Annotated in this window: 22 protein-coding genes; 13 read left to right on the top strand and 9 right to left on the bottom strand. The window is 70.4% G+C overall.

Annotated features, from left to right (window positions below; all coding sequences use genetic code 11):
• The first annotated feature begins 38 nt into the window (after nucleotides 1–38).
• From ACIBSV_RS22135 to ACIBSV_RS22125, 3 genes are all read left to right on the top strand, one after another.
• A complete protein-coding gene (locus ACIBSV_RS22135) occupies nucleotides 39–308 on the top strand; it encodes a hypothetical protein (protein ID WP_395865548.1) in 270 nt (89 codons plus the stop codon).
• Between the two features lie 112 nt (nucleotides 309–420).
• A complete protein-coding gene (locus ACIBSV_RS22130; protein ID WP_395865546.1) occupies nucleotides 421–993 on the top strand; it encodes an ArsR/SmtB family transcription factor in 573 nt (190 codons plus the stop codon).
• Nucleotides 990–2294: an MFS transporter gene (locus tag ACIBSV_RS22125; RefSeq protein ID WP_395865544.1), complete on the top strand. Its 1305-nt coding sequence runs from the start codon at nucleotides 990–992 to the stop codon at nucleotides 2292–2294. The genes ACIBSV_RS22130 and ACIBSV_RS22125 overlap by 4 nt, the downstream gene beginning before the upstream one ends.
• A 574-nt stretch (nucleotides 2295–2868) precedes the next feature.
• On the opposite strand, the gene ACIBSV_RS22120 is transcribed toward ACIBSV_RS22125, so the two are convergent.
• Together ACIBSV_RS22120 and ACIBSV_RS22115 are read right to left on the bottom strand one after the other, a co-directional pair.
• On the bottom strand, nucleotides 2869–3657 hold the full coding sequence (locus ACIBSV_RS22120; RefSeq protein ID WP_395865542.1) for a phosphotransferase family protein: 789 nt from the start codon (nucleotides 3655–3657) through the stop codon (nucleotides 2869–2871).
• Nucleotides 3658–3898: 241 nt separating this feature from the next.
• On the bottom strand, nucleotides 3899–4189 hold the full coding sequence (locus ACIBSV_RS22115) for a hypothetical protein (protein ID WP_395865540.1): 291 nt from the start codon (nucleotides 4187–4189) through the stop codon (nucleotides 3899–3901).
• 409 nt (nucleotides 4190–4598) lie between these two features.
• On the opposite strand from ACIBSV_RS22115, the gene ACIBSV_RS22110 reads away from it, so the two are divergent.
• The 3 genes from ACIBSV_RS22110 to ACIBSV_RS22100 all read left to right on the top strand — a co-directional run bounded on the left by ACIBSV_RS22110 (nucleotide 4599) and on the right by ACIBSV_RS22100 (nucleotide 6608).
• On the top strand, nucleotides 4599–5459 hold the full coding sequence (locus ACIBSV_RS22110) for a helix-turn-helix domain-containing protein (RefSeq protein WP_395865538.1): 861 nt from the start codon (nucleotides 4599–4601) through the stop codon (nucleotides 5457–5459).
• A gap of 12 nt (nucleotides 5460–5471) precedes the next feature.
• Nucleotides 5472–5663 (top strand): DUF397 domain-containing protein, encoded by a 192-nt coding sequence (locus ACIBSV_RS22105; RefSeq protein WP_395865536.1) that lies wholly within the window; start codon nucleotides 5472–5474, stop codon nucleotides 5661–5663.
• A 429-nt stretch (nucleotides 5664–6092) separates the two neighbouring features.
• A complete protein-coding gene (locus ACIBSV_RS22100; protein ID WP_395865534.1) occupies nucleotides 6093–6608 on the top strand; it encodes a hypothetical protein in 516 nt (171 codons plus the stop codon).
• A gap of 84 nt (nucleotides 6609–6692) precedes the next feature.
• On the opposite strand, the gene ACIBSV_RS22095 is transcribed toward ACIBSV_RS22100, so the two are convergent.
• Both ACIBSV_RS22095 and ACIBSV_RS22090 read right to left on the bottom strand, forming a co-directional pair.
• Nucleotides 6693–7187: a GNAT family N-acetyltransferase gene (locus tag ACIBSV_RS22095; protein ID WP_395865532.1), complete on the bottom strand. Its 495-nt coding sequence runs from the start codon at nucleotides 7185–7187 to the stop codon at nucleotides 6693–6695.
• An 18-nt stretch (nucleotides 7188–7205) separates the two neighbouring features.
• Complete coding sequence (locus ACIBSV_RS22090; protein WP_395865530.1) at nucleotides 7206–8102, bottom strand: helix-turn-helix domain-containing protein; 897 nt, start codon at nucleotides 8100–8102, stop codon at nucleotides 7206–7208.
• A gap of 135 nt (nucleotides 8103–8237) precedes the next feature.
• Here ACIBSV_RS22090 and ACIBSV_RS22085 point away from each other — a divergent pair, with 135 nt between their 5' ends.
• Entirely contained in the window at nucleotides 8238–9455 is a 1218-nt protein-coding gene (locus tag ACIBSV_RS22085) for a cytochrome P450 (protein WP_395865528.1), read from the top strand.
• 135 nt (nucleotides 9456–9590) lie between these two features.
• Here ACIBSV_RS22085 and ACIBSV_RS22080 read toward each other — a convergent pair whose 3' ends face one another.
• Nucleotides 9591–10136 carry a hypothetical protein gene (locus ACIBSV_RS22080; RefSeq protein WP_395865526.1) on the bottom strand — a complete coding sequence of 182 codons (546 nt, stop codon included), beginning with the start codon at nucleotides 10134–10136 and terminating at the stop codon, nucleotides 9591–9593.
• Between the two features lie 264 nt (nucleotides 10137–10400).
• Here ACIBSV_RS22080 and ACIBSV_RS22075 point away from each other — a divergent pair, with 264 nt between their 5' ends.
• Complete coding sequence (locus tag ACIBSV_RS22075; protein ID WP_395865524.1) at nucleotides 10401–10934, top strand: DUF6817 domain-containing protein; 534 nt, start codon at nucleotides 10401–10403, stop codon at nucleotides 10932–10934.
• Nucleotides 10935–11022: 88 nt separating this feature from the next.
• The gene (locus ACIBSV_RS22070; protein WP_395865522.1) at nucleotides 11023–11430 is read left to right on the top strand and encodes a VOC family protein; all 408 of its coding nucleotides are present in this window, start codon (nucleotides 11023–11025) and stop codon (nucleotides 11428–11430) included.
• A gap of 57 nt (nucleotides 11431–11487) precedes the next feature.
• Here the strand turns inward: ACIBSV_RS22070 and ACIBSV_RS22065 are convergent, their stop codons facing one another.
• Entirely contained in the window at nucleotides 11488–12027 is a 540-nt protein-coding gene (locus tag ACIBSV_RS22065; RefSeq protein ID WP_395865520.1) for a VOC family protein, read from the bottom strand.
• 139 nt (nucleotides 12028–12166) lie between these two features.
• Here ACIBSV_RS22065 and ACIBSV_RS22060 point away from each other — a divergent pair, with 139 nt between their 5' ends.
• The gene (locus ACIBSV_RS22060; protein ID WP_395865518.1) at nucleotides 12167–13156 is read left to right on the top strand and encodes a helix-turn-helix domain-containing protein; all 990 of its coding nucleotides are present in this window, start codon (nucleotides 12167–12169) and stop codon (nucleotides 13154–13156) included.
• 52 nt (nucleotides 13157–13208) lie between these two features.
• On the opposite strand, the gene ACIBSV_RS22055 is transcribed toward ACIBSV_RS22060, so the two are convergent.
• Nucleotides 13209–13835: a MarR family winged helix-turn-helix transcriptional regulator gene (locus ACIBSV_RS22055; RefSeq protein WP_395865516.1), complete on the bottom strand. Its 627-nt coding sequence runs from the start codon at nucleotides 13833–13835 to the stop codon at nucleotides 13209–13211.
• A 68-nt stretch (nucleotides 13836–13903) separates the two neighbouring features.
• On the opposite strand from ACIBSV_RS22055, the gene ACIBSV_RS22050 reads away from it, so the two are divergent.
• Together ACIBSV_RS22050 and ACIBSV_RS22045 are read left to right on the top strand one after the other, a co-directional pair.
• On the top strand, nucleotides 13904–14623 hold the full coding sequence (locus ACIBSV_RS22050) for an SDR family NAD(P)-dependent oxidoreductase (RefSeq protein WP_395865514.1): 720 nt from the start codon (nucleotides 13904–13906) through the stop codon (nucleotides 14621–14623).
• 328 nt (nucleotides 14624–14951) lie between these two features.
• Nucleotides 14952–15776 carry an alpha/beta fold hydrolase gene (locus tag ACIBSV_RS22045; protein ID WP_395865512.1) on the top strand — a complete coding sequence of 275 codons (825 nt, stop codon included), beginning with the start codon at nucleotides 14952–14954 and terminating at the stop codon, nucleotides 15774–15776.
• 97 nt (nucleotides 15777–15873) lie between these two features.
• Here ACIBSV_RS22045 and ACIBSV_RS22040 read toward each other — a convergent pair whose 3' ends face one another.
• Complete coding sequence (locus ACIBSV_RS22040; RefSeq protein WP_395865510.1) at nucleotides 15874–16809, bottom strand: zinc-binding dehydrogenase; 936 nt, start codon at nucleotides 16807–16809, stop codon at nucleotides 15874–15876.
• A gap of 112 nt (nucleotides 16810–16921) precedes the next feature.
• Here ACIBSV_RS22040 and ACIBSV_RS22035 point away from each other — a divergent pair, with 112 nt between their 5' ends.
• On the top strand, nucleotides 16922–17539 hold the full coding sequence (locus ACIBSV_RS22035; RefSeq protein ID WP_395865508.1) for a TetR family transcriptional regulator: 618 nt from the start codon (nucleotides 16922–16924) through the stop codon (nucleotides 17537–17539).
• A 296-nt stretch (nucleotides 17540–17835) separates the two neighbouring features.
• Here the strand turns inward: ACIBSV_RS22035 and ACIBSV_RS22030 are convergent, their stop codons facing one another.
• Nucleotides 17836–18597 carry an SDR family NAD(P)-dependent oxidoreductase gene (locus ACIBSV_RS22030; protein WP_395865507.1) on the bottom strand — a complete coding sequence of 254 codons (762 nt, stop codon included), beginning with the start codon at nucleotides 18595–18597 and terminating at the stop codon, nucleotides 17836–17838.
• Nucleotides 18598–18655 lie beyond the last annotated feature (58 nt).

Raw genomic sequence — 18655 nt, 5'->3', positions numbered from 1 at the left:
GTCTGCCGGCGCACGCCGAACATGCCTAACGTGGCGCTATGTCCGAGAAACGACGCCGCCCGCACCGCGAGACCGTCCAGGCCCTCGTCGGCGTGGCCGTGATCGTGATCGGCTTGGTGGCGACCCTCGTCCTGCACTTCACCCACGACTCGGACGGGCCGCGGCCGACCCCGGTCCCGGTGCCGATCAGTCCCACGGCGCCCGCGGTGCCGGGGTCGAGCGAGGTGCCCGGCGAGCCGGCGGTGCCGGGGGAGTCGTGTTGCACGCCGCCGCCGGGGCCGGTGGCTCTGGACGACGGCGCGCCCTGAGGTCGGGCAACCTGCTCGGCCGACCCGCCGTGGCGTTTGCAGAGAACCATTTGCAGAGACTTCTTTGCCAAGAGTCCTTTGCAGAGAAGTCTCTGCATATTAGAGTCGAGCCATGCCCAATCCACTTCCGCGGATGGACGCCCGCAGCCTGCGTGGCCTGGCCCACCCGCTACGCATGCGCATCGTCGAACTTCTCAAGCTGGACGGCCCCGCGACCGCCACCCGGCTCGCCGCGCGACTCGGCGAGAGCACCGGCACGGTCAGTTGGCACCTGCGCACCCTGGCCGAGCACGGCTTCATCGAGGACGACCCGGACCGCGGCACCAAGCGCGAGCGCTGGTGGCGGGCCGTCTACAACCCGCGCCAGCTCAACACCAGCGACTTCCGGGACGACCCGGAGACGAGCGGCGCGCTGGCGGTCTACGAGGACGAGGCCCTGCGGCAGCAGGCCGAGCGCATGGTGGCCACATACGCCGACGCCCAGGAGATGGGCCCGGAATGGGTGCGGGCCCGAGCCGTCTCGGACTGGAGCGGCGCGCGACTGACGGCCGATCAGATGGCCGAGCTCAACGATCGTGTGGTCGCGCTCGTGAGCGAGTACACGCAAGCACCGGAGCAGCCCGGCGCGATCACGGTGGTGCTGCAGTACCAGGCCCTTCCGCGCCGATCCCAGGAACCGACATGAGTGGACTGCTGCGCCGACACCGCGACTTCCGACTGTTGTGGTTCGGTGAGACCGCGGGCAAGTTCGGCGCCTCGGTCACCAGCGTCTCGATGCCGCTGATCGCGGTCTCCACGCTGGACGCGAGCACGTTCCAGGTCGGCCTCCTCAGCGCGGCGGCCTGGTTGCCGTGGCTGCTGATCGGGCTGCCGGTGGGCGTGTGGGTGGACCGAATAGCGCGACGTCCGATCATGCTCGGCGCCGCGGCGGCGTCCTGCGCGCTGTTCCTGGCGGTTCCACTGGCGCACTTCGCGGGGTTGTCGAGTGTCGGCCTGCTGCTGGCGATCACGCTCGCGACCGGGGTGTCCGCGGTCTTCTTCCAGACCGCGTACACCGCCTACCTGCCGAGCCTGCTGGGGCCCGCCGACCAAGCCGAGGGCAACAGCAAGTTGCACGGCAGCGCGTCCGCCGCGCAGATCGCGGGGGTCGGTGCGGGCGGCCTGATCGCGCAACTGGTGGGCGCGGTCAACGGGATGTTCGTCAACGCGGGCACGTTCCTGACCTCGTTCACGTGTCTGCTGGGCATCCGGCACCGCGAACCGCCGCACGAGCCGGGCGGGATGGCCGGAGCGGCCGGGGCGGCCGACTCGGGGACCGGACGTTCGCTGGTGCGCGAGATCGGCGAGGGCCTGCGGTTGGTCGCGCACGACCGGTGGTTGCGTACGTTCGCGCTGTTCGGTGGCGCGTCCAATCTCGGCCTGGTCGGGCTGCAATCGATCCAAGTGGTCTTCCTGGTCCGGACCGTGGGGGTCAGCCCCGGCGTGGTCGGCGGCCTGATCGCGATCGGTTCGCTCGGGGGCGTCGCGGGGGCGTTCGTCGGGCGCCGGGTCGCGGCGCGGATCGGCACCGCGCGGGCCACGATCGTGTTCGAGTTGGGCCTGCCGGTGCTTGTCCTGCTGGTGCCGCTGACCGGTGGGGGCGTACGGCTCGTGCTGTTCATGGTGGGCAACTTCGCGATGGTGGCCGGCGTCGTGGCGGGCAACGTGATCAAGGCGGGCTTCCAACAGCGCTACTGCCCGCCGCGGTTGCTGGGTCGGATGACCGCGAGCATGCAGTTCGTCAACTACGGCACGATCCCGCTGGGCGCGGTCCTGGCCGGCACCCTGGGCTCGACGATCGGGGTCCGTCCCACGGTCTGGGTGATGGCGGCGGCGATCCCGGCCGCGGCCCTGATCCTGTTCTTCTCGCCGATGGCCCACCAGCGTGATCTGCCCACGGCCAGGGAGGACGACGTCGACACGCGCGTGGCGCAGCGGGTCGCGTGAGATCGCGCGTCGGTCCGGAACGCGGCGCCGGTCCCGAGTCCCGGGTGGGACTCGGGACCGGCGTGCGCGTCCGTCGTGTCAGCGGTAGGGCGGGGCGGGGATCAGGCTGTTGCCCCCGCGCCACGGGCCGGGCGGGGGCGGCGGTGGGACGCGGGTCGGGGGTGGCATTCGGGGACTGCGTCGGCGAGGTGCGCTTGTCCGGCTTCGGCGATCCTGCGCCTGCGCTCGGCGACTTCTCGGGGCGTCATCAGGTACGGCGGGACGACCGTCGCCGAGTCCTGCACGGGCGGGCCGTCGTCGATGGCGGGGGAAAGGGCAGGCGGTACGAAGGTGCGCCACTGGGGGTGGGTCTGCGGCTTCGGGTTGGCGGGACGGCTCGGTCGGGGGCGCTTCGGCGCGGTAGGTCGGGCGGGCTGCCCGTCCGGCGTCGGCGGGGTGCGTCGTCGGCGCAGCCATCCGAAAACGGCAGCGATAAAGTGGGTCACGTCGTCAGCTCCTCGTAAGCTGTCGGCCGATCCCGGGACCGTTCCAGCGGTCGCCGGGGCTCTTTCATGTGTGGGTCACGACGGGGTCGTTACCGGGCGAGTAGCGATTTCCATCGCTGGGCTTGGTCGGGTAGGTCTCGGGCGTTGGCTTCCGCCGTCGCCCCGGTGACGAATGCGCGGATGCCGGCGTTGGATGCCGCGCGCCATGCCGGGAATTCGCGCAGCCACGCGTGTGCGGATTCGGTGGTGTGTTCCGACCAGAGCAACAGCAGGTATACGTACGCGAGTTCGGCCCAGGCGGGACCGATGGCGGACATCCCCCAGTCCACGAAGTAGGCGCGTCCGCCGGCACTGTCGTCTTCGATGAGCACATTCCAGGGGTTCAGGTCGGTGTGCAGCAGGTGTGTTCCGCCGAGGAGGGCGCGTTCGGTCGGTGTGAGGTGTTCGGCCCAACGGTCCGCGAGACAGGGCAGGGCGAGTCCGTGCGGCGGGCGTACGCGGCCGGCTCGGCTCAACGCGTAGGCGAGGGGCGACAGGTCGGATCCGCCGGGGGAGACGTCGGCGTAGCGGCCTTGTACGTGCGTGAAAAGCAGTACGTCCCAGCCGGGCGGCGTGAGGTGGGCGAGCAGGGTCGGGGCGACACGTCCGCCGACCGAGGGGGCGGCCAATGCCTCTCGTCGTTGGTGGTCGAGAGCCTTGCCGTTCGTGGTTGGCGTGCCCTTGACGAACACCCGGCGTCCGGGGGCTCGCAGCACGGCCGTGAAGGGTGATGTCAGGCCCTCGCCGGGTGGTTCCGCGGTGCGTACGGGCCCCGTGACCGTCTCGATGTCCGCCCGGACCGTGTCGGGTAGTTCGGTCCATGTCCAGCGGCGTTCCATGGGTTGCCTTTCGCTTCGGTCACGGGGCCGATCGTCTACTTCTTCCTGCGGACCGCCGGGCACTTTCGGCAGCGGTCTTCCCCCGACCAGTGCCACCACTCGTGCGAGCAGTTCTCGTTCCCACCTGTGATTTCGTAGTCGTCGTCTGCCATGTGCCCCACCTTGCGCGTCGGTAGTGCTCGGATGGTGCGGACCCCGCCCGGTGTCCTTCCCAAACATTCGGGCGGGGCGAACGTGGGGGTCAACGTGGCGACTTGATCCGGTACAACTCGGAGGCTTTCAGCAGGTACGGCGTGCCGGTCGGCGGACACACCATGACCACTTGGTCGTTGTCGAGCCCGGCGGAGTGTTCGGCCCGTTCGACGCATCCGGCGGGATGGGCGTCGTGGCCGAGCCCGGGACGCGGTGCGACCCAGTCGCCGACGGAGTGGCGCAAGGGTTCGGCTCGCTCACGTGGAGGCAACTCCCGTGCCACGACGATCGGCACGGCTTCCCCGTCCGCACCGACCACGAACCCGGCCCCACGACTCACGACGACCGCCCCCAAGGTGCACCCCGAACGACCAACCGGGGATACCGAGCACGAATCCGACGGATGATCCATCGCCGAATGGCGTACTGATCCACGCTCAACGTCCGCACCCCACCGGGCGGATGCATCGACTTCGTCATGCCACTCCCTTGCAAGAGCACACGCCCCGGCGCCGGGACCACGCGCGACCGAGACCGACGCCGGGGCAGTTCAAGGCGCGACAGATCGGCCGCGCGACAGGGCGCGCGACTCCCAAGATCACCAGTGAGTGTCGGTGATGTCGCTGTACGTAGCGTGCACTGAATCAGTGCTGAAGTGCAACAGGTGTACTTGAGAACGTCCTATGTCACTTCTCGCTGTCTCCTCCGTCTGCGAGACGGCAGACTGATCCGCACATGGAGGTGAGTGCGTGCCGATTGAGCAGAACCCGACAGTGCGTCGGCGACGTCTGGGATCAGAGCTACGACGGCTGCGGGAAGGGGTGGGGCGGACGCTGGACGACGCCGCGGTGGTCCTTGAGTGCCACAAGACCAAGATCAGCCGCATTGAGAACGGGCGTTCCGGTGTTCGGGCTCGCGATGTCAGGGAACTGCTCAACCTATACGGCGTAGACGATGCCGATATCCGGACGACGCTGGAAGCGCTTGCTCGGGAAGGTGCCAAGCGTGGTTGGTGGCAGGATTACAGCGACACGCTGCCCTCGTCTTATGCGGACGTAATCGAGCTGGAAGCAGCGGCGAGTTATATTCGAGGTTTCCAGACTTTGCTAATTCCCGGTCTTTTTCAGACTGAAGAATACGCCCGAGCAGTTCACTCCGCTAATCCGGCCGCCATTGATCCGGCGACGACGGAGACGCTTCTCGAAGTCCGCATGGCACGACAGGGCGTCTTGGAAAAGACCGACCCGGTTGTCCGCGTGAGCGCAATCATTTGCGAGCCCGCGATCCTTGCCCCTATTGGTGGTGCGAGTGTGATGAAGGCCCAGCTCGATCGCCTTCTGGATCTATCGGTGCGACCTAATGTCGATGTTCAGGTGCTGCCCATGAGTGCCGGAGCTCATGCGGGGATGAGTGGGCCGTTCATCATCTTCGGATTCCCGATGGTAGGGGATACGGACGTCGTGTTTCTGGAGAACCTGACAAGCTCTCTGTACGTAGAGAAGCAGGCCGAAACCGATTTCTACACGTTGGTTTACGATAAGCTCCGGTCCTCGGCCCTGGATCCGGAAGCGTCGCAAAATGCAATCCGACAAGCAATCGCGAAACTCTAATAGAGGTGAATCGTGTTCTCATTCGATGCCGTGGTCGGCGCATGGCGCAAGAGTAGCTATAGCGGTGCCACGAATGAATGTGTCGAAGCGGCAGGGTCGATCAAGGGTGGTGCGGCAGTGCGCGATAGTAAGGATCCGAGCGTTGGGCACCTTATTGTCGATGCATCCTCTTGGAAAGCCCTGACGGCATCCTTGCGCGCCTGATTCGCGCTTCGGGCGCCCCGTCGCCTTGACCGCGAGTGACGGGGTGTCCTGCTCTCCCGGGGAAAGCGAAGTGGCCCGACCCGATTGTGGTCGGGCACCTGCACGACAACGAGGGCACGTTCCTGGGCCGACGACCCCGGCCGGTGGGCGTCACCGCAGCCGCCGAGCGCCGCGACCGCCCGGCTCACACGGCCTGATGCCCTTGACCGTCAATGGGATCCAGTACCTGTTCGCGGCACCGGTCAACCGGCCCACGACTTCGCGCACCATCTGCGCTGGTTACAGTGGCAGCGGCATCAGCCCCGCGCCCGCACATCCCGCTACCGACGACAGGCAGCCACCCGGTCATGGAGTTCATGGCCCCTGGGGTCTGGCGGCGCCGAGGTGCGACGAGCCGGTGGTGGTGCACACTTCCTCACCATGGACCCTATGAAGGGCGAGCTACGGCGCCTTCGATCCGGACCGGGAGTCGAGGACAACCAGCACCGGGAGTTTCTTGTGCGTGTCCGGTTCGCCGCCGAGGATCCGGCCCAGGTCATCACGAATGCGCGTGAGGTATTGACGCGTGTGCTCGAGCAGATGAGTGACTGGCCTGCAGATGAGCGGTGGCCGCAGTTGCTGCTGGCGTGGTTCGTCGAGCAGTGTGCGCCCGAGCATGACGAGTCCTTCGATGTCGACGCCTGGCTGCGGCAGTGGCGGGCGATGACGCCGGAGCAGAAGGTGGCCATATGCCAGGAACCGTGGTCACTCTTGAGCTGGCTGGACTACTTCGACCCGACCGAGGAACGGGCCCGCGTCGATCGCAGCTGGTGGTGGTGGCACGCGGGAACCGATGAATCGGGCAGCTGGGTGCAAGTGGCCACCACCGGCTGGCCATTCGGTAGCGACTCGCTGTCCTGGCTGATCGAGGTCAGCGGCGGTACAGACCTCGCCTACGGGCTCTGAAGGTCACGCCCCGCGCGTTGAGCGACTGCCCTACTGGCAGGCGCGGCAAGATCGTGATCCAACGGCCGAAGTACCAGCGAGCAACTACAAGCGAGGGCCGACTGGTCGGAAGCGCGAGGCGTCGAACGGCAGGTCTCGGTGGAAGACGGCCATCCGCTGGTCGGGGCCGTTGTAGTCGTCGACGATCCTCGCTTCGAAGCCGAGGCTGCGATGGAAGGCGATCGAGCCGGTGTTCCCGACCGACGTGATCGCCTTCAACCGCCGTGCACCCTGACGTTCCGCCGCTTCGGCGAACGCCGCATACAGACGACGTCCGAGACCGCTTCCGCGAGCATCGTCTCGCGTGGCGATCAGGTGCACGTACCCGGTGCCCTCCGGGGTGACGAACCCGAAGACGTACCCACGGATACCGTCCTCGGCTCGGGCGACCAGGCAGGTCGCACCGAACTCCTGTACCAGTGCGAGTAGATGCAGCGATCGGAGATCGCGTTTGCCCCAATAGCGGGGGTGGTCGGCCAGGACCCGGTGGTAGTCGCCCACCTCGGCCGGTGTGATGCGGATACCCATGACGAGGATCATGGCAGTGTCACCGAGCGTTCAACGGCGTGGGCCCGAGTCCGAGGCGTCGACGTGCCGGGGGTGGGCCATCGTGGAGAGGTGGGCCGCTGTCGCGCGTAGCTCCGTGATGTATGTATGGCGCTCCGTCGGGCCTACGGCATTGCGTAGGGGCCCGATTTGCAGCTCGTGCGTTGGGCGGCCCCGGGGGTCGCGGACGGGGGCGGCCAGGTAGCTCAGGGGGAGGGGTTCGTCCGAGGTCAGGTCGGCGTCCGTGTACGGGTGGGCGCTGATCGAGGCGAGTTGGGTGCGGACGCGTGCGCGGAGGGCGGTTCGGCCCGGGTGTTCGTCCAGGAGGCCCACCACGTCCCGCAGGACGGCCAGCAGTTCCGTCGAGTCGGTGCGTGGGCGCCACGCGGCGACCCCGTGGGAGCGGATCGTGTCCAGGGCCGGCGCCAACTCCGGTGCGTGGGCGAGCCACGCGGCCCGTTCGGCAGCCGGCCGCCACGGCATCACCGACGCGCCTGCGGGTGGTCGCAGCGGAAGCCGGGTGCCCACCTCGATCCCCGCCGGCACCAGTCCCGGACCCGGCTCCACCACGAGGAAGACCACGTGGTCCGTACCGACCAGGGACAACGCCGCCCCGCAGCCGACCCGTTCCGCGAGCCCCGCCAACACCTCCGCCGCATCGTCCGGCGGCCGAACCCGCGCGTGTACCGCGTCGGCGACCGCCAGCAGACCCGGCCCCAGCGTGTAGAGGCGATCGGCCCCACGCTGCACCCACCCCGGCGACTCCAAGGCGGCAAGCACGGCGGTCGCGGTGGACCGGTTCAGGTCCAGGCGCGCGGCCACCTCCGACACGCTCAACCCGACCGGCGCGGCGGCGGCGATCAACTCGACGACGGCCACGACCCGATCGGTGGGTGGCGAAGCAACCATGAGGACCTCTTGTCCGCGCTCGACGTCATGCCTAGAGTCAATGAATATACGTCACTTCGGCGACGAATATTCGTCAACCACTCATCGACGACAGGTGGTTGCGATGCGACGCCGAGGGCTGACCGGGGAGTCCGGATGAGCGATGTGCCCGTGGTGCGTGACTTGGACGCGCCCTTCGACATCGAGGGATACGACTTCGCCTTCGACGACATTCCGAACCCGCACGAGTTGATCGCGGCGGCTCGGGCGCGGAAGCCGTACGCGCTCGTGCCGTTTCTGGGGACGCGCGCGGTGATGTTCCTGACCCACGATCTGGTGAGTGCGGCGTTCAAGGACGAGGAGTCGTTCCCCGCGGCCGCGATCTACTCCGCGACCACCGAACCCGTGCTCGGGCACACCATCCAGTGCATGCGCGGCGCCGAGCACCGGATCAACCGCAAGCTCGTGGTGCCGGCCTTCCGTCGCAAGATCGTCACCGACCAGGTCGAGGCGATCCTGGAACCCCTGGCGCATGAACTCGTCGACCGCTTCGAGGCGCGTGGAGAGGCCGACCTGGTCACCGAGTTCACGCACGGCTACCCGGTCCAGGTGATCACCCGGCTGCTCGGGCTGTCGGTCGACGACGAGGAACGTTTCCGCCGCTGGGCCGTCGACCTGTTCCACTTCCCGATGGCGCCGGACGCGGCCGAGCGCGCGTCGCGCGAGTTCACCGAGTACGTCACGCCGATCGTCGCGCGCCGCCGGATCGACCCGGGCGACGACCTGCTCTCGACGCTGGCCGGCACCGAGGCCGAGGGCCGCCGGCTCACCGACGAGGAGATCCTGTCCTTCCTGCGGCTGCTCTTCCCGGCCGGTGCCGACACCACCTACCTGGCCCTGGGCAACGCCCTGTACGCACTGCTCACCCACCCCGAGCAGTTGGCCCGCGTGCTGGCCGACCCGGACACGGAACTGGAGTGGGCGGTCGAGGAGTCGCTGCGCTGGGAGCCGCCGGTGGGACTGCTGCCCCGGATCTGCCCCGCGCCGGTCCGCGACTGGCAGGGTCTGGGACTGGACATACCGGCGGAGACACCGCTGATCTTCGCGATCACGGCGGCGAACCGGGACCCGGCGCACTACCCGGACCCCGACGTGTTCGACATCGGCCGTCGGGTCCGGCCGACGCTCGCCTTCGGCGACGGTCCGCACGTGTGCCTGGGCACCTGGCTGGCGCTCGCCGAGATCCGGGCCGCGCTCAAGGTGCTGCTGCAACGCCTGCCGACGATGCGACTCGCCGAGCCGACCCGAATCCGGGGCCTGCTCGGCACCGCGCTCCGCGGCCCGGAGTCGCTACGGGTGCGCTTCGACCGCTGAGGCGCGCGCGGGCCCCGGACGGCGGCGGTCGGTACCCCGTCCCACCCGACCGGCGCCGCGACCTCCCCGGCCCCGCCGGGGAGAGCGTTCGTCGTGACGACGGCCGCCGACACGACGAGGTAGTCCGCCGACTACCTAAACCGCCTGCTCGGCCGGGGTTGTCGGGTCGGTTGCCGCGTCGAGGCGGGTGACGTTTTGGAGGAGGCCCCAGACGAAGTCCAGGCGGTAGGTCGCCGCACCCTCGGTGATCAAGCTCCCCCACCGACTCGGCGCCGATCCCTCCACATGGCGCAGTTGCGGGAACGCGAGGGCGACGTCGCCGATCACGAACTCCCACGGCCGCAGGTCGGCCACCTTCTCGACGGGCGGAATGCCGGCGGGATCGGCTCTGACCAGCCATTCCTGCCAGACCCGCCCGTCGGGGCCGGTGAGCACCTCGAAACGCAGCCCCGGCCACAGTGGCAACACCCACCACTGGGCGTCGGCGGTGAGATCCCCGATCCTGCGCTCGGCCCGGCCGGCCGGTTCGCCGAGCGCGGCCCGGTACGCGCGGCCCGAGCCGCCGACCGAGCGGGAGCGCACCATGCGCTGCCATTGCGCGTTGACCTCGCGCATCCGCGTGCGGGTGAACTCCAACTCGCGGACGGCGTCGGCGACCAGGTCGGGTTGGTAATCGCTCATGCGTCGCAACAACACCAGACAGAATTGATCCGGTCCCACGGTGCTCTCCGTACTCGTTCGCAGCAGACCTCGACGCTATCCACAAAGCGGACGACCATGCCGTCATTCCCCGCATTGTGATCGCCGGGCCGAACCCGAACACCTCGCAAGGTGTATTCCGGAGCCCCTGGGATCTGACGGTCCGTCAGCGCTATCGTGAACCCGAGGTCATCGGGCGGCCACCGAACCATCGGCGCCGACCCATTACATGGCAAGGGGTGGCACATGATCGTCGACTACATCCGCATGCTCGGTGGGGACCGCATCGAACATCCCGGCGGAACCCTGCTCGCCCATCTGAGCCGGGTCGAGGCGCTGCTGGAGACCTGGGGCGCCCGCCCCGAACTGCGCAGCGCCGGCCAGTGCCACGCGTTCTACGGCACCGACGGCTTCGCGACCGCGCTGCTCCCGCTCGACCGCCGGGCCGAACTCGCCGGCCGGATCGGCGTGGACGCCGAGCGCATCGTGTACTTCTACGCCAGTTGCGACCGGGCCGCCAGCCACGGCACGCTCGTCGACGGCACCTTCCGGGATCGCTTCACCGGCCGGACCTACCGGCCCACCGAGGCCGAGCGCCGCGACTTCGCCGAGCTCACCGCGGCCAACGAACTGGATATCGTCAAGATCGACCCGCAGGCCCACGCGCGCTGGGGTGCGGCCCTCCTCGACCTGCTCACCGGCTTCCGCCCGCTGCTCAGCGCCCCCGCGTGGGCCGAGTGCGAACGTGTGCTCGCGAACACGAAGGCCGGCAGCCGGTAGGACCGGCGACCGGATGGTAGTGATGGGGAGCCCGCCGGTCCGGCGTCGGGTCGCCGGCCCGACGGGCGAACGGTGTCGAGGGAGAATCATGCGTATCGAACGGCTCGACCATCTCGTGCTGACCGTCGCCGACATCGGCGCCACGATCGACTTCTACGCCGGAGTGCTCGGCATGAAGCCGGTGACGTTCGGCGACGACAGACACGCTCTGCGGTTCGGCGCGGGCAAGATCAACCTGCACCGGGCGGGCGCCGAGTTCGAGCCGAAGGCCCGCGCCGCCACCGCGGGCAGCGCGGACCTGTGCTTCGTCGCCGAACCCCCACTCACCGCGATCACCGCCGACCTGCTCCGCGCCGGAGTGCCGATCGAGGAGGGGCCGGTGCGGAGGACGGGCGCGCTGGGGCCGATCGACAGCGTGTACGTGCGGGATCCGGACGGGAACCTGGTGGAGATCTCGGTGTATCCGACCGATCCGCAGGCCGGCGCGGTGGTGTGACGCCGGGATCCGGATGCCGAGACCACGTGCGGGGGATCCCGGACGGCCCGGTGTGGTTCAGCGACCTTCCGGCGTCGGGCGGTGTTCCACGTACTCGACGATCGTGCCGTCGGGGTGCCGCGCGGTGAGGCCCGCGCCGGTGGGTACGCGGCGCGGCGGCTCGGTGATCTCCGCGCCGGCCGCCGTCAGGCGTTCGAGGTAGGGGGCCAGTTCGGGAACGAGCAGGGTGCCGGTGGTGGACCGGAACCGCTCGACCGTCTCGGCCTCGCCCTCGATCAGCAGGAAGCCGCCGACCGCCGAGAGCGCGATGCCGAACTCCCGGAAGGTGAACCACATGTCGCGCTCGACGCCCTGGAGCTCCTCGTAGAACGTGGTCGCCCGCTCCAGGTCGCCGGGTTCCACGAAGACCCGCAGGAACGCGCGGGGCGTGGCGAGCGTGGACGAGTCGTTGCTGCGGCGCCACATGATGTCGGCGGCGGCGGGGTCGGGTTCGGTGGTCGGTCCGGTCGTCTGTCCGGTTGTTTGTTCGGCAGCCGGTCCGGCAGCCGATCCGGTCGTCGGTCCCGTGGTCGGTCCGGTCGTCGGTTCGGTGGTCATCGGTATCGGGGTCCCTTGGCTGTGTGCCGGGCCGATCGGCGCCGGCGGCGTTCATCGGTACGTCCACCACCCTCGCGGCGTCGCCGCGGTCGGGGCAGGCTCCGGTTCATACGGTGACCAACGGTCATAGGCTGGGCCGATGGCCACCGAGGACGAGCCGGATCGCCGGCGCGAGTTGGGCGGGTTCCTGCGCGCCCATCGCGAACTGCTCACCCCCGAAGCCGTCGGACTGCCCCGATCGCCGCGCCGCCGGACGCCGGGCCTGCGCCGCGAGGAGGTCGCGGCGCTGTCGGGGGTCGGGGTGGCCTGGTACACGTGGCTCGAACAGGGCCGGGTGGACACCTCGCGCCAGGTCCTCGAAGCGGTGTCGCGGACGCTGCGCCTGGACGCCGACGCGCGTCGGCACGTCCTGGAACTCGCCGGTTTCCACGTACCGGCCGGCCCGAGCACGACCCCGGCCGCCGGCCTCCGAGCGATGGTCGAGAGCTGGCCGGCCACCCCGGCGCTGGTGCTGGACCGGGCGCTGGACGTACTGGCCTGGAACGACGCCTGGCGGGCGACCTGGCCCGACCCGCGCGCGGTGCCGACCGAGCGCCGCAACCTGCTGCTCATGCTGCTGACCGATCCGGCGTACGAGCCGGGGTTCCCCGAGCGGGAGACGGTCGCGCTCGACCTGGTCCGGCACCTGCGCACCCGCCCCGACGACGCACGCGACCGCGCGATCACGGCGGACCTGCGCACCGCGCGCCCGGACCTGGCGGCGTGGTGGCACTGCCGCGCGGTGGGCGTGTTCGCGGCCCGGACCGTGCGGGTGTGGGGGCCTGCGGCGCGGGCCGACGGCGGATCGCGGGCGGCGGGTCGCGTACCCGCGCTCGCGGAGGCCGAGCGGTCCGGCGCGGTCGACGGCGGCCGGGCGGGCCGAGTTCGGGATCCGCGAGGTGTGCCGTTGCGGTTCGCGATGTCGCTGCTGGTGCCGGCGGAGGCTCCGGAGACCACGGTGCTGGTGTGCACGCCGGCGGACGTGGAGACGATCGCGTACGTGACGGGAGGGTCGACCGATACGCGACCGGTGGACGCGGCGTCGACGACTCCGGGAGCGCGCGTGGCGGCGACAGGGGCGCGGGGGTAGGCGGATCCACGGCGCCGCGCGCGGGGCGGCGGCGTTCGAGGGCGCGGTCCGGTCAGGCGTGCTCGTCACCCACTTGGCTGAGCCGGTCGTCGCCCAGCCGGTGCTGTACATCACGGAAGAGGATCGCCAGCAGACCCGCGAGCTGCGTCTGCTGATCGGGGGTGAGCCCGTCGATCAGCGCGGCCTCGCGGGTCAGCACCCGATCCACCGTCGCCTCGACCAACGCGTGCCCCGTCTCGGTCAGTTCGATCTCGACCGACCGGGCACGACCGGGCCCGGGCCGCCGCACGACCAGCCCCTCGCGTTCGGCGCGGGCGACCCGCTGCGAAACGGCGCCCGCGGTGACCAGCGAGCGTCGACCGAGTTCGCGGGTGCCCAACGTGTACGGCGGCCCACTGCGGCGCAGCACGCTGAGCAGGTCCAGCGTCGCGGTGTCCACCCCGGCCCGGGCCAGCACCCGGCGCCGGTCGTCCCCGAGCAGCTTGGCCAGGCGCCAGATCGGCGTGACGATCCCGATCGAGGACACCGGCGTCCCGGGCCGCTCCCGTTCCCACGCGGCGGCGATCTCCTCGACGCTGTGTCCGACCCGTTCCTCGCCGTCCCGGACGCTCGCCGTACCCGCCGACACGCCCGCCTCGGTGCGGGCGTCGGGCAGGTCCTCGGGATTCTCGGTTGCCATCGGGCCTCCTTCGGGTGTTACGTTCAGACCTGAATTTAGATCTAAACGAACGACGTGGAGGTCATCCTATGGCACGCAACATCCTCGTCACCGGTGGCGGCACCGGTATCGGGCTCGCGGTCGCTCGGCACTTCGCCGCACTCGGCGACGCCGTGACGATCACCGGTCGGCGGGCGGAACCGTTGGCCGCCGCCGCCGAGGAGACCGGCGCTCGGGCGCTGGTCTGCGACCACACCGACCCCGAGGCGCTGACCCGACTGGTGGCCGAACTGCCCGAACGCATCGACGTCCTGGTCAACAACGCGGGCGGCAACACCGACTTCGACCACGGCGCGACCGACGACCTGGCCGGCTTCGCCCGGGCGTTCCGGGCCAATCTGGACGCGAATCTGGTCGGCGCCGCGCTGACCACCCGGGCGGTCGAGGACCGGTTGGCCGCCGGCGGCGCGGTGATCGGCATCGGCTCGATCGCGGCCGACACCGGGTCCGGCTCCTACGGCGCGGCCAAGGCCGGACTGGCCGCCTGGAACGTCGGCCTCGCGGACGCCCTCGGCCCGCGCGACATCACCGCCAACGTGGTGTCCCCGGGCTACATCGCGGACACCGAGTTCTTCCGGGACAACCTCACCGACGAGCGGCGCGGCCGGTTGGTCGCCGCGACGTCGGTCCGGCGGGCCGGCTCGCCCGCGGACATCGTGGGCGCCGTCGCGTTCCTCGCCTCACCCGCCGCCAGGCACGTCACGGGCCAGGTGTTGAACGTCAACGGCGGTGCGTACAAGAGCCGTTGAAGTCGGCGGTCCTTGGTCGTGGGCGACGGACGACGTGCCGCGCCCGCGATCCCGCCGAGCGCCCCGACCGTGCCGGGCGAGCCTTGAGCCACTCTCACCCGCAAGGAGCCGGCATGGCGAAAGCAGTATCGACGACGGCAGCCTGATTGTGGAGTGGAGGGCCTGGACGAGCTCTGGGCACAAGCCTCGACAGGTCCCGGTGTGGTGAGGAATCGGCCGGGAGCGGGCCGCGATCGGGCCCGGGTGGGAAAGTCGGTTCGCCGGACGGGGCGTCGGTGGCATCCGTAGCGTTGGTCTGTAAGGGGTTCTCGTACGGAAGGCAGATCTGATGAATTCCGGCACCCTGGCCGTTCCTGGAGCCGACCTCTATTACGAGGTGCGCGGCTCCGGGCCGGTCCTGCTGATGATCAACGGCAGCAACGGTGACACCGCCCTGTACGCGGGGCTGGCCGATCGCTTCGCCGACCGCCGTACGGTCGTCACCTACGACCGACGCGGCAACTCCCGGAGCCGGCTCACCGGTCCGCCCGAGGAGCAGCGGGTCGAGCTGCGGGTCGAACAGCACACGGACGACGCGTTCCGGCTGCTTCGGGAGCTCACCGCCGAACCGGCGGCGATCTTCGGGAGCAGCACCGGCGCCGCCATCGGGCTCGACCTGCTCGCCCGTCATCCCGAGCGCGTCGAACTGCTGGTCGCCCACGAGCCGCTCGTGCTCGGCATGTTGCCCGAACCGAAGCAGTGGCACGCGAGGTTCGACGCCGTGTGCGACCTGTTCGTGACCGCCGGTGCGAGGGCCGCGATGGACGAACTCTGCGCGTTGTTAGGGGTGGCTGCCCCGCCCGAGCCCGCGGCGGAGATGCCGGCGTCGATCCGGGAGTTGCTCGAACGCGTGCAGGCCAACGTGGAGTTCAACTTCTCCTGCGAACTGCGCGCGTTCAGCCGCTTCGAACCGGACCTCACCGCTCTGCGCGGCGCCCCACTGGTGACGGCGGTCGGAGCCGAGGGAGTCCAGACGCTGCTCTACCGCACCACGGCGCTGCTCGCCGAGCGCCTGGACCTGCCGGTCACCGAGTTCCCGGGCGATCACATGAGTTACGCGATGCGGCCGGAGGAGACCGCCGAAGCCCTGGCCCCGATCCTCGAGCGCAAGTAGGGGCCGGGCTCCGGGCCGCACGACGTCACGGGGTCGGGCCGCCGGTCGTCACGGGGCCGGCCGGCCCTCATGAAGTCACGGGCCGGGCCGCCGGCTCTCAGGAAGTCACGTCGAGGACCGCCTTGCCGCCGAGCCTGCGGTCGGCGAGCAGTTCGGCGGCTTCGGCGATCTTGGTCCAGGAGTCGTGCCAGGAGATCTGCGGGTCGAGGTCGCCGCGCGCGGTCCGGGCGGCGAGCCAACCCAGATCGGCGTCGATGCCCTCGATGTCGTCGAGCAGGTAGTAGGTGACCAGCGAGCGGTTGTGCCGACCCTCGTTCCCGAACAGCGCGCCGAACGCGAACTCCTCGCCCACTCCCGACGCGTGGCCGAGCGCGACCAGCGTTCCGCCACTCGTCAGCAGGTCGTACGCGGCGGTCAGGTGCGGTCCTCCGACGTTGTCCAGGACGCCGTACACCGGCGCGGTCGTGTACGGGAGCCCGTCCGTGAGCACCTCGGCGGCGCCGAGCGCGCGCAGATCGTCGGCCTGGGCCGGATTCCCGGTGGCCGCGATCACCTCGGCGCCGCCGAGCGCGGCCAGTTGCACCGCGAACCGGCCCACCCCGCCGCCCGCGCCGGTGATCAGGATCCGTCGACCCAGGATCGGACCGATCCGCCGCAGCGCCCGCAACGCGGAGAGTGCCGCCACGGGCAGCGGCGCGGCCAACGCTGCGGGCATGCCCTCGGGCAGCACACCGAGCCGACTCGTCGGCACCGCGCGCAGTTCGGCCCACGCGCCGCCGTCTCCGAGCGTGGTCACGGGCGTTCCCGCCGCGGGCCCGGAACCGTCCGCGGCGGCGCGCTCGACCACGCCGGCCGCGTCCCAGCCGGGCACGGTGCCGTTCTCGCCCAACGGCACGGTGAAGTGGACCTCGCCCGCGTTGAGCGAGATCGCCCGCACGCGCACGAGCGCCTCGTGCGGTGCGGGCTCGGGGTCCGGCACGTCGGCGAGGGTGAGGTGACCGGGGGCTGTGTGGTCGATGACGAGGGCGCGCATGGTGATGGCTCCTGTGCGGAGGTGGACGGGAGACGCCTACTGTGCCACTGAGTGGCGTTTGCGTACAAGTGGCTTTAGCGGCCGATAGGCGAATCGAGGTAGGCTGGCCCGCATGACCACCGAACTGCCGCTCCGGGAACGCAAGAAGCTGCGCACGCGGCAGGCGTTGGCCCAAGCCGCGCTGGAACTGTTCACCGAGAAGGGCTTCGACGCGACCACGCTCGACGAGATCGTGCGCGCGGTGGAGGTCTCCAAGCGCACGTTCTTTCGCACCTACGCGTCCAAGGAGGACGTGGCGCTCGCCCCGGAGCGCGAACTGTGGTCCGCCTATCTCGCCGACCTGGCCGAACGCCCGTTGCGAGGGTCTCTCCTGGCGATCCACCAGGCCGCCTTGACGGACACCCTGGCGACCATGCCCGACGACTGGGCGGACCGGTTCACGGCCAGTCGACGGATCGCCGAGGCGACGCCCGCCCTGAACGCGCACAGCCTGCGCTTTTGTGCGGACACCAGCGACGCCGCCGTCGACACGGTCATCGACCGGCTCGGTCCGGCCGCGCCGGACCGGATCCTGGTGCACCTGTCGCTCGACACGATGATCGCGGCGTGGCACTGGGCGCAGCGCGCATGGACCGAGCAGGGGGCGGGGCCGGGCTTGGCGGAGCATGTGGAGCGGGCGTTCGCGGCGATCCGGCCGAGTCTGGACCTGGTGGTGCCGGCGGCGGGCTGATGCGCCGCCCGGCCCGCGGGGACGGTTTGTGGCCGGCATGGCCGGCGTGGCGTCTCGGGCGTACGGTCTCCCTCGGCCCTGTGGCGCTCTCGGGTCTTCGACGGCCGGAGCGCGGGAGATTTTCACGGCGCGGGCACGGTCGCGGGCATGGGCGCGGGCAGGGGGACGGTCGCGTGTGGGCGCGCGCGATCGCGGGTGCAGAGCGCAGCGCAGTGCCGGAGCGTGCCGAGGCGGCCCGGCCGGGTCGGTGGGACGGCGGCCGGGCCGGAGCTCGGAGCGGGCGGGGGCGAGCGGGGTCAGGCCGATGCGCCGCCGTCGAGGACGAGGTCGGTGCCGACCGCGAAGCCGGCCTCATCGGAGGCCAAGTACAGGACGGCCGCCGCGAATTCGGTCAGCGTGCCGATCCGACCGGACGGGTTCTCGACCTTCATCCGGTCCGCCCGGCCGGCCTCGGTCTCACCCGGACGCAGCGACATGGTGGTGTCCAGCGGACCCGGGCTGACCGCGTTGATCCGGATACCGTCACCGATGTGGTCCAGCGCGGCGTTGCGGGTGAGCGCGCTGACGGCGGCCTTGGACGTGACGTACGCGCCGACATTGGCCAGCCGGGAGTGCGCACCGAGGTTGGACGATATGTTCACGATCGCCCCGCCGCCGTTGGCCCGCATGTAGCCGATCTCGTGCTTCATCGACAACCAGGTGCCGGTCACGTTGACGTCCAGGACGGCCCGGAAGTCCGCCTCGTCGACGTCGCCGAGCGGGCCGATGCCCAGGATCACACCGGCGTTGTTGACGGCGACGTCGAGGCCGCCGAACAGTTCGACGGTGCGGGCGACGAGCGCGGCCAGGCTCGCCGAGTCGGTGACGTCGGCGGTGACGGCCGCGGCGCGGCCGCCTTCGGCCTCGATCAGGCGAACGGTCTCCGCCAGCGGCGCGGCACCGCGGCCCGCGACCACGACGGCGGCGCCCTCCCGGGCGAAGGCGAGTGCGACCTCCCGGCCGCCACCCGAGCCGGCGCCGGTGACGAGGACGGTCTTGGCAGTGAAACGTGCGGACATGGTGGGTCTCCAGAGTCTTGCGGGTTGTGTGGGTGGTGAGTGGGTCGGGGAGTCGACG

It is taken from the genome of Embleya sp. NPDC050154, from assembly GCF_044460165.1.
Taxonomy (GTDB): Bacteria; Actinomycetota; Actinomycetes; order Streptomycetales; family Streptomycetaceae; genus Embleya.
The sequence above is the reverse complement of the archived record's forward strand: the minus strand, read 5'-3'. Positions and strand labels throughout refer to the sequence as shown.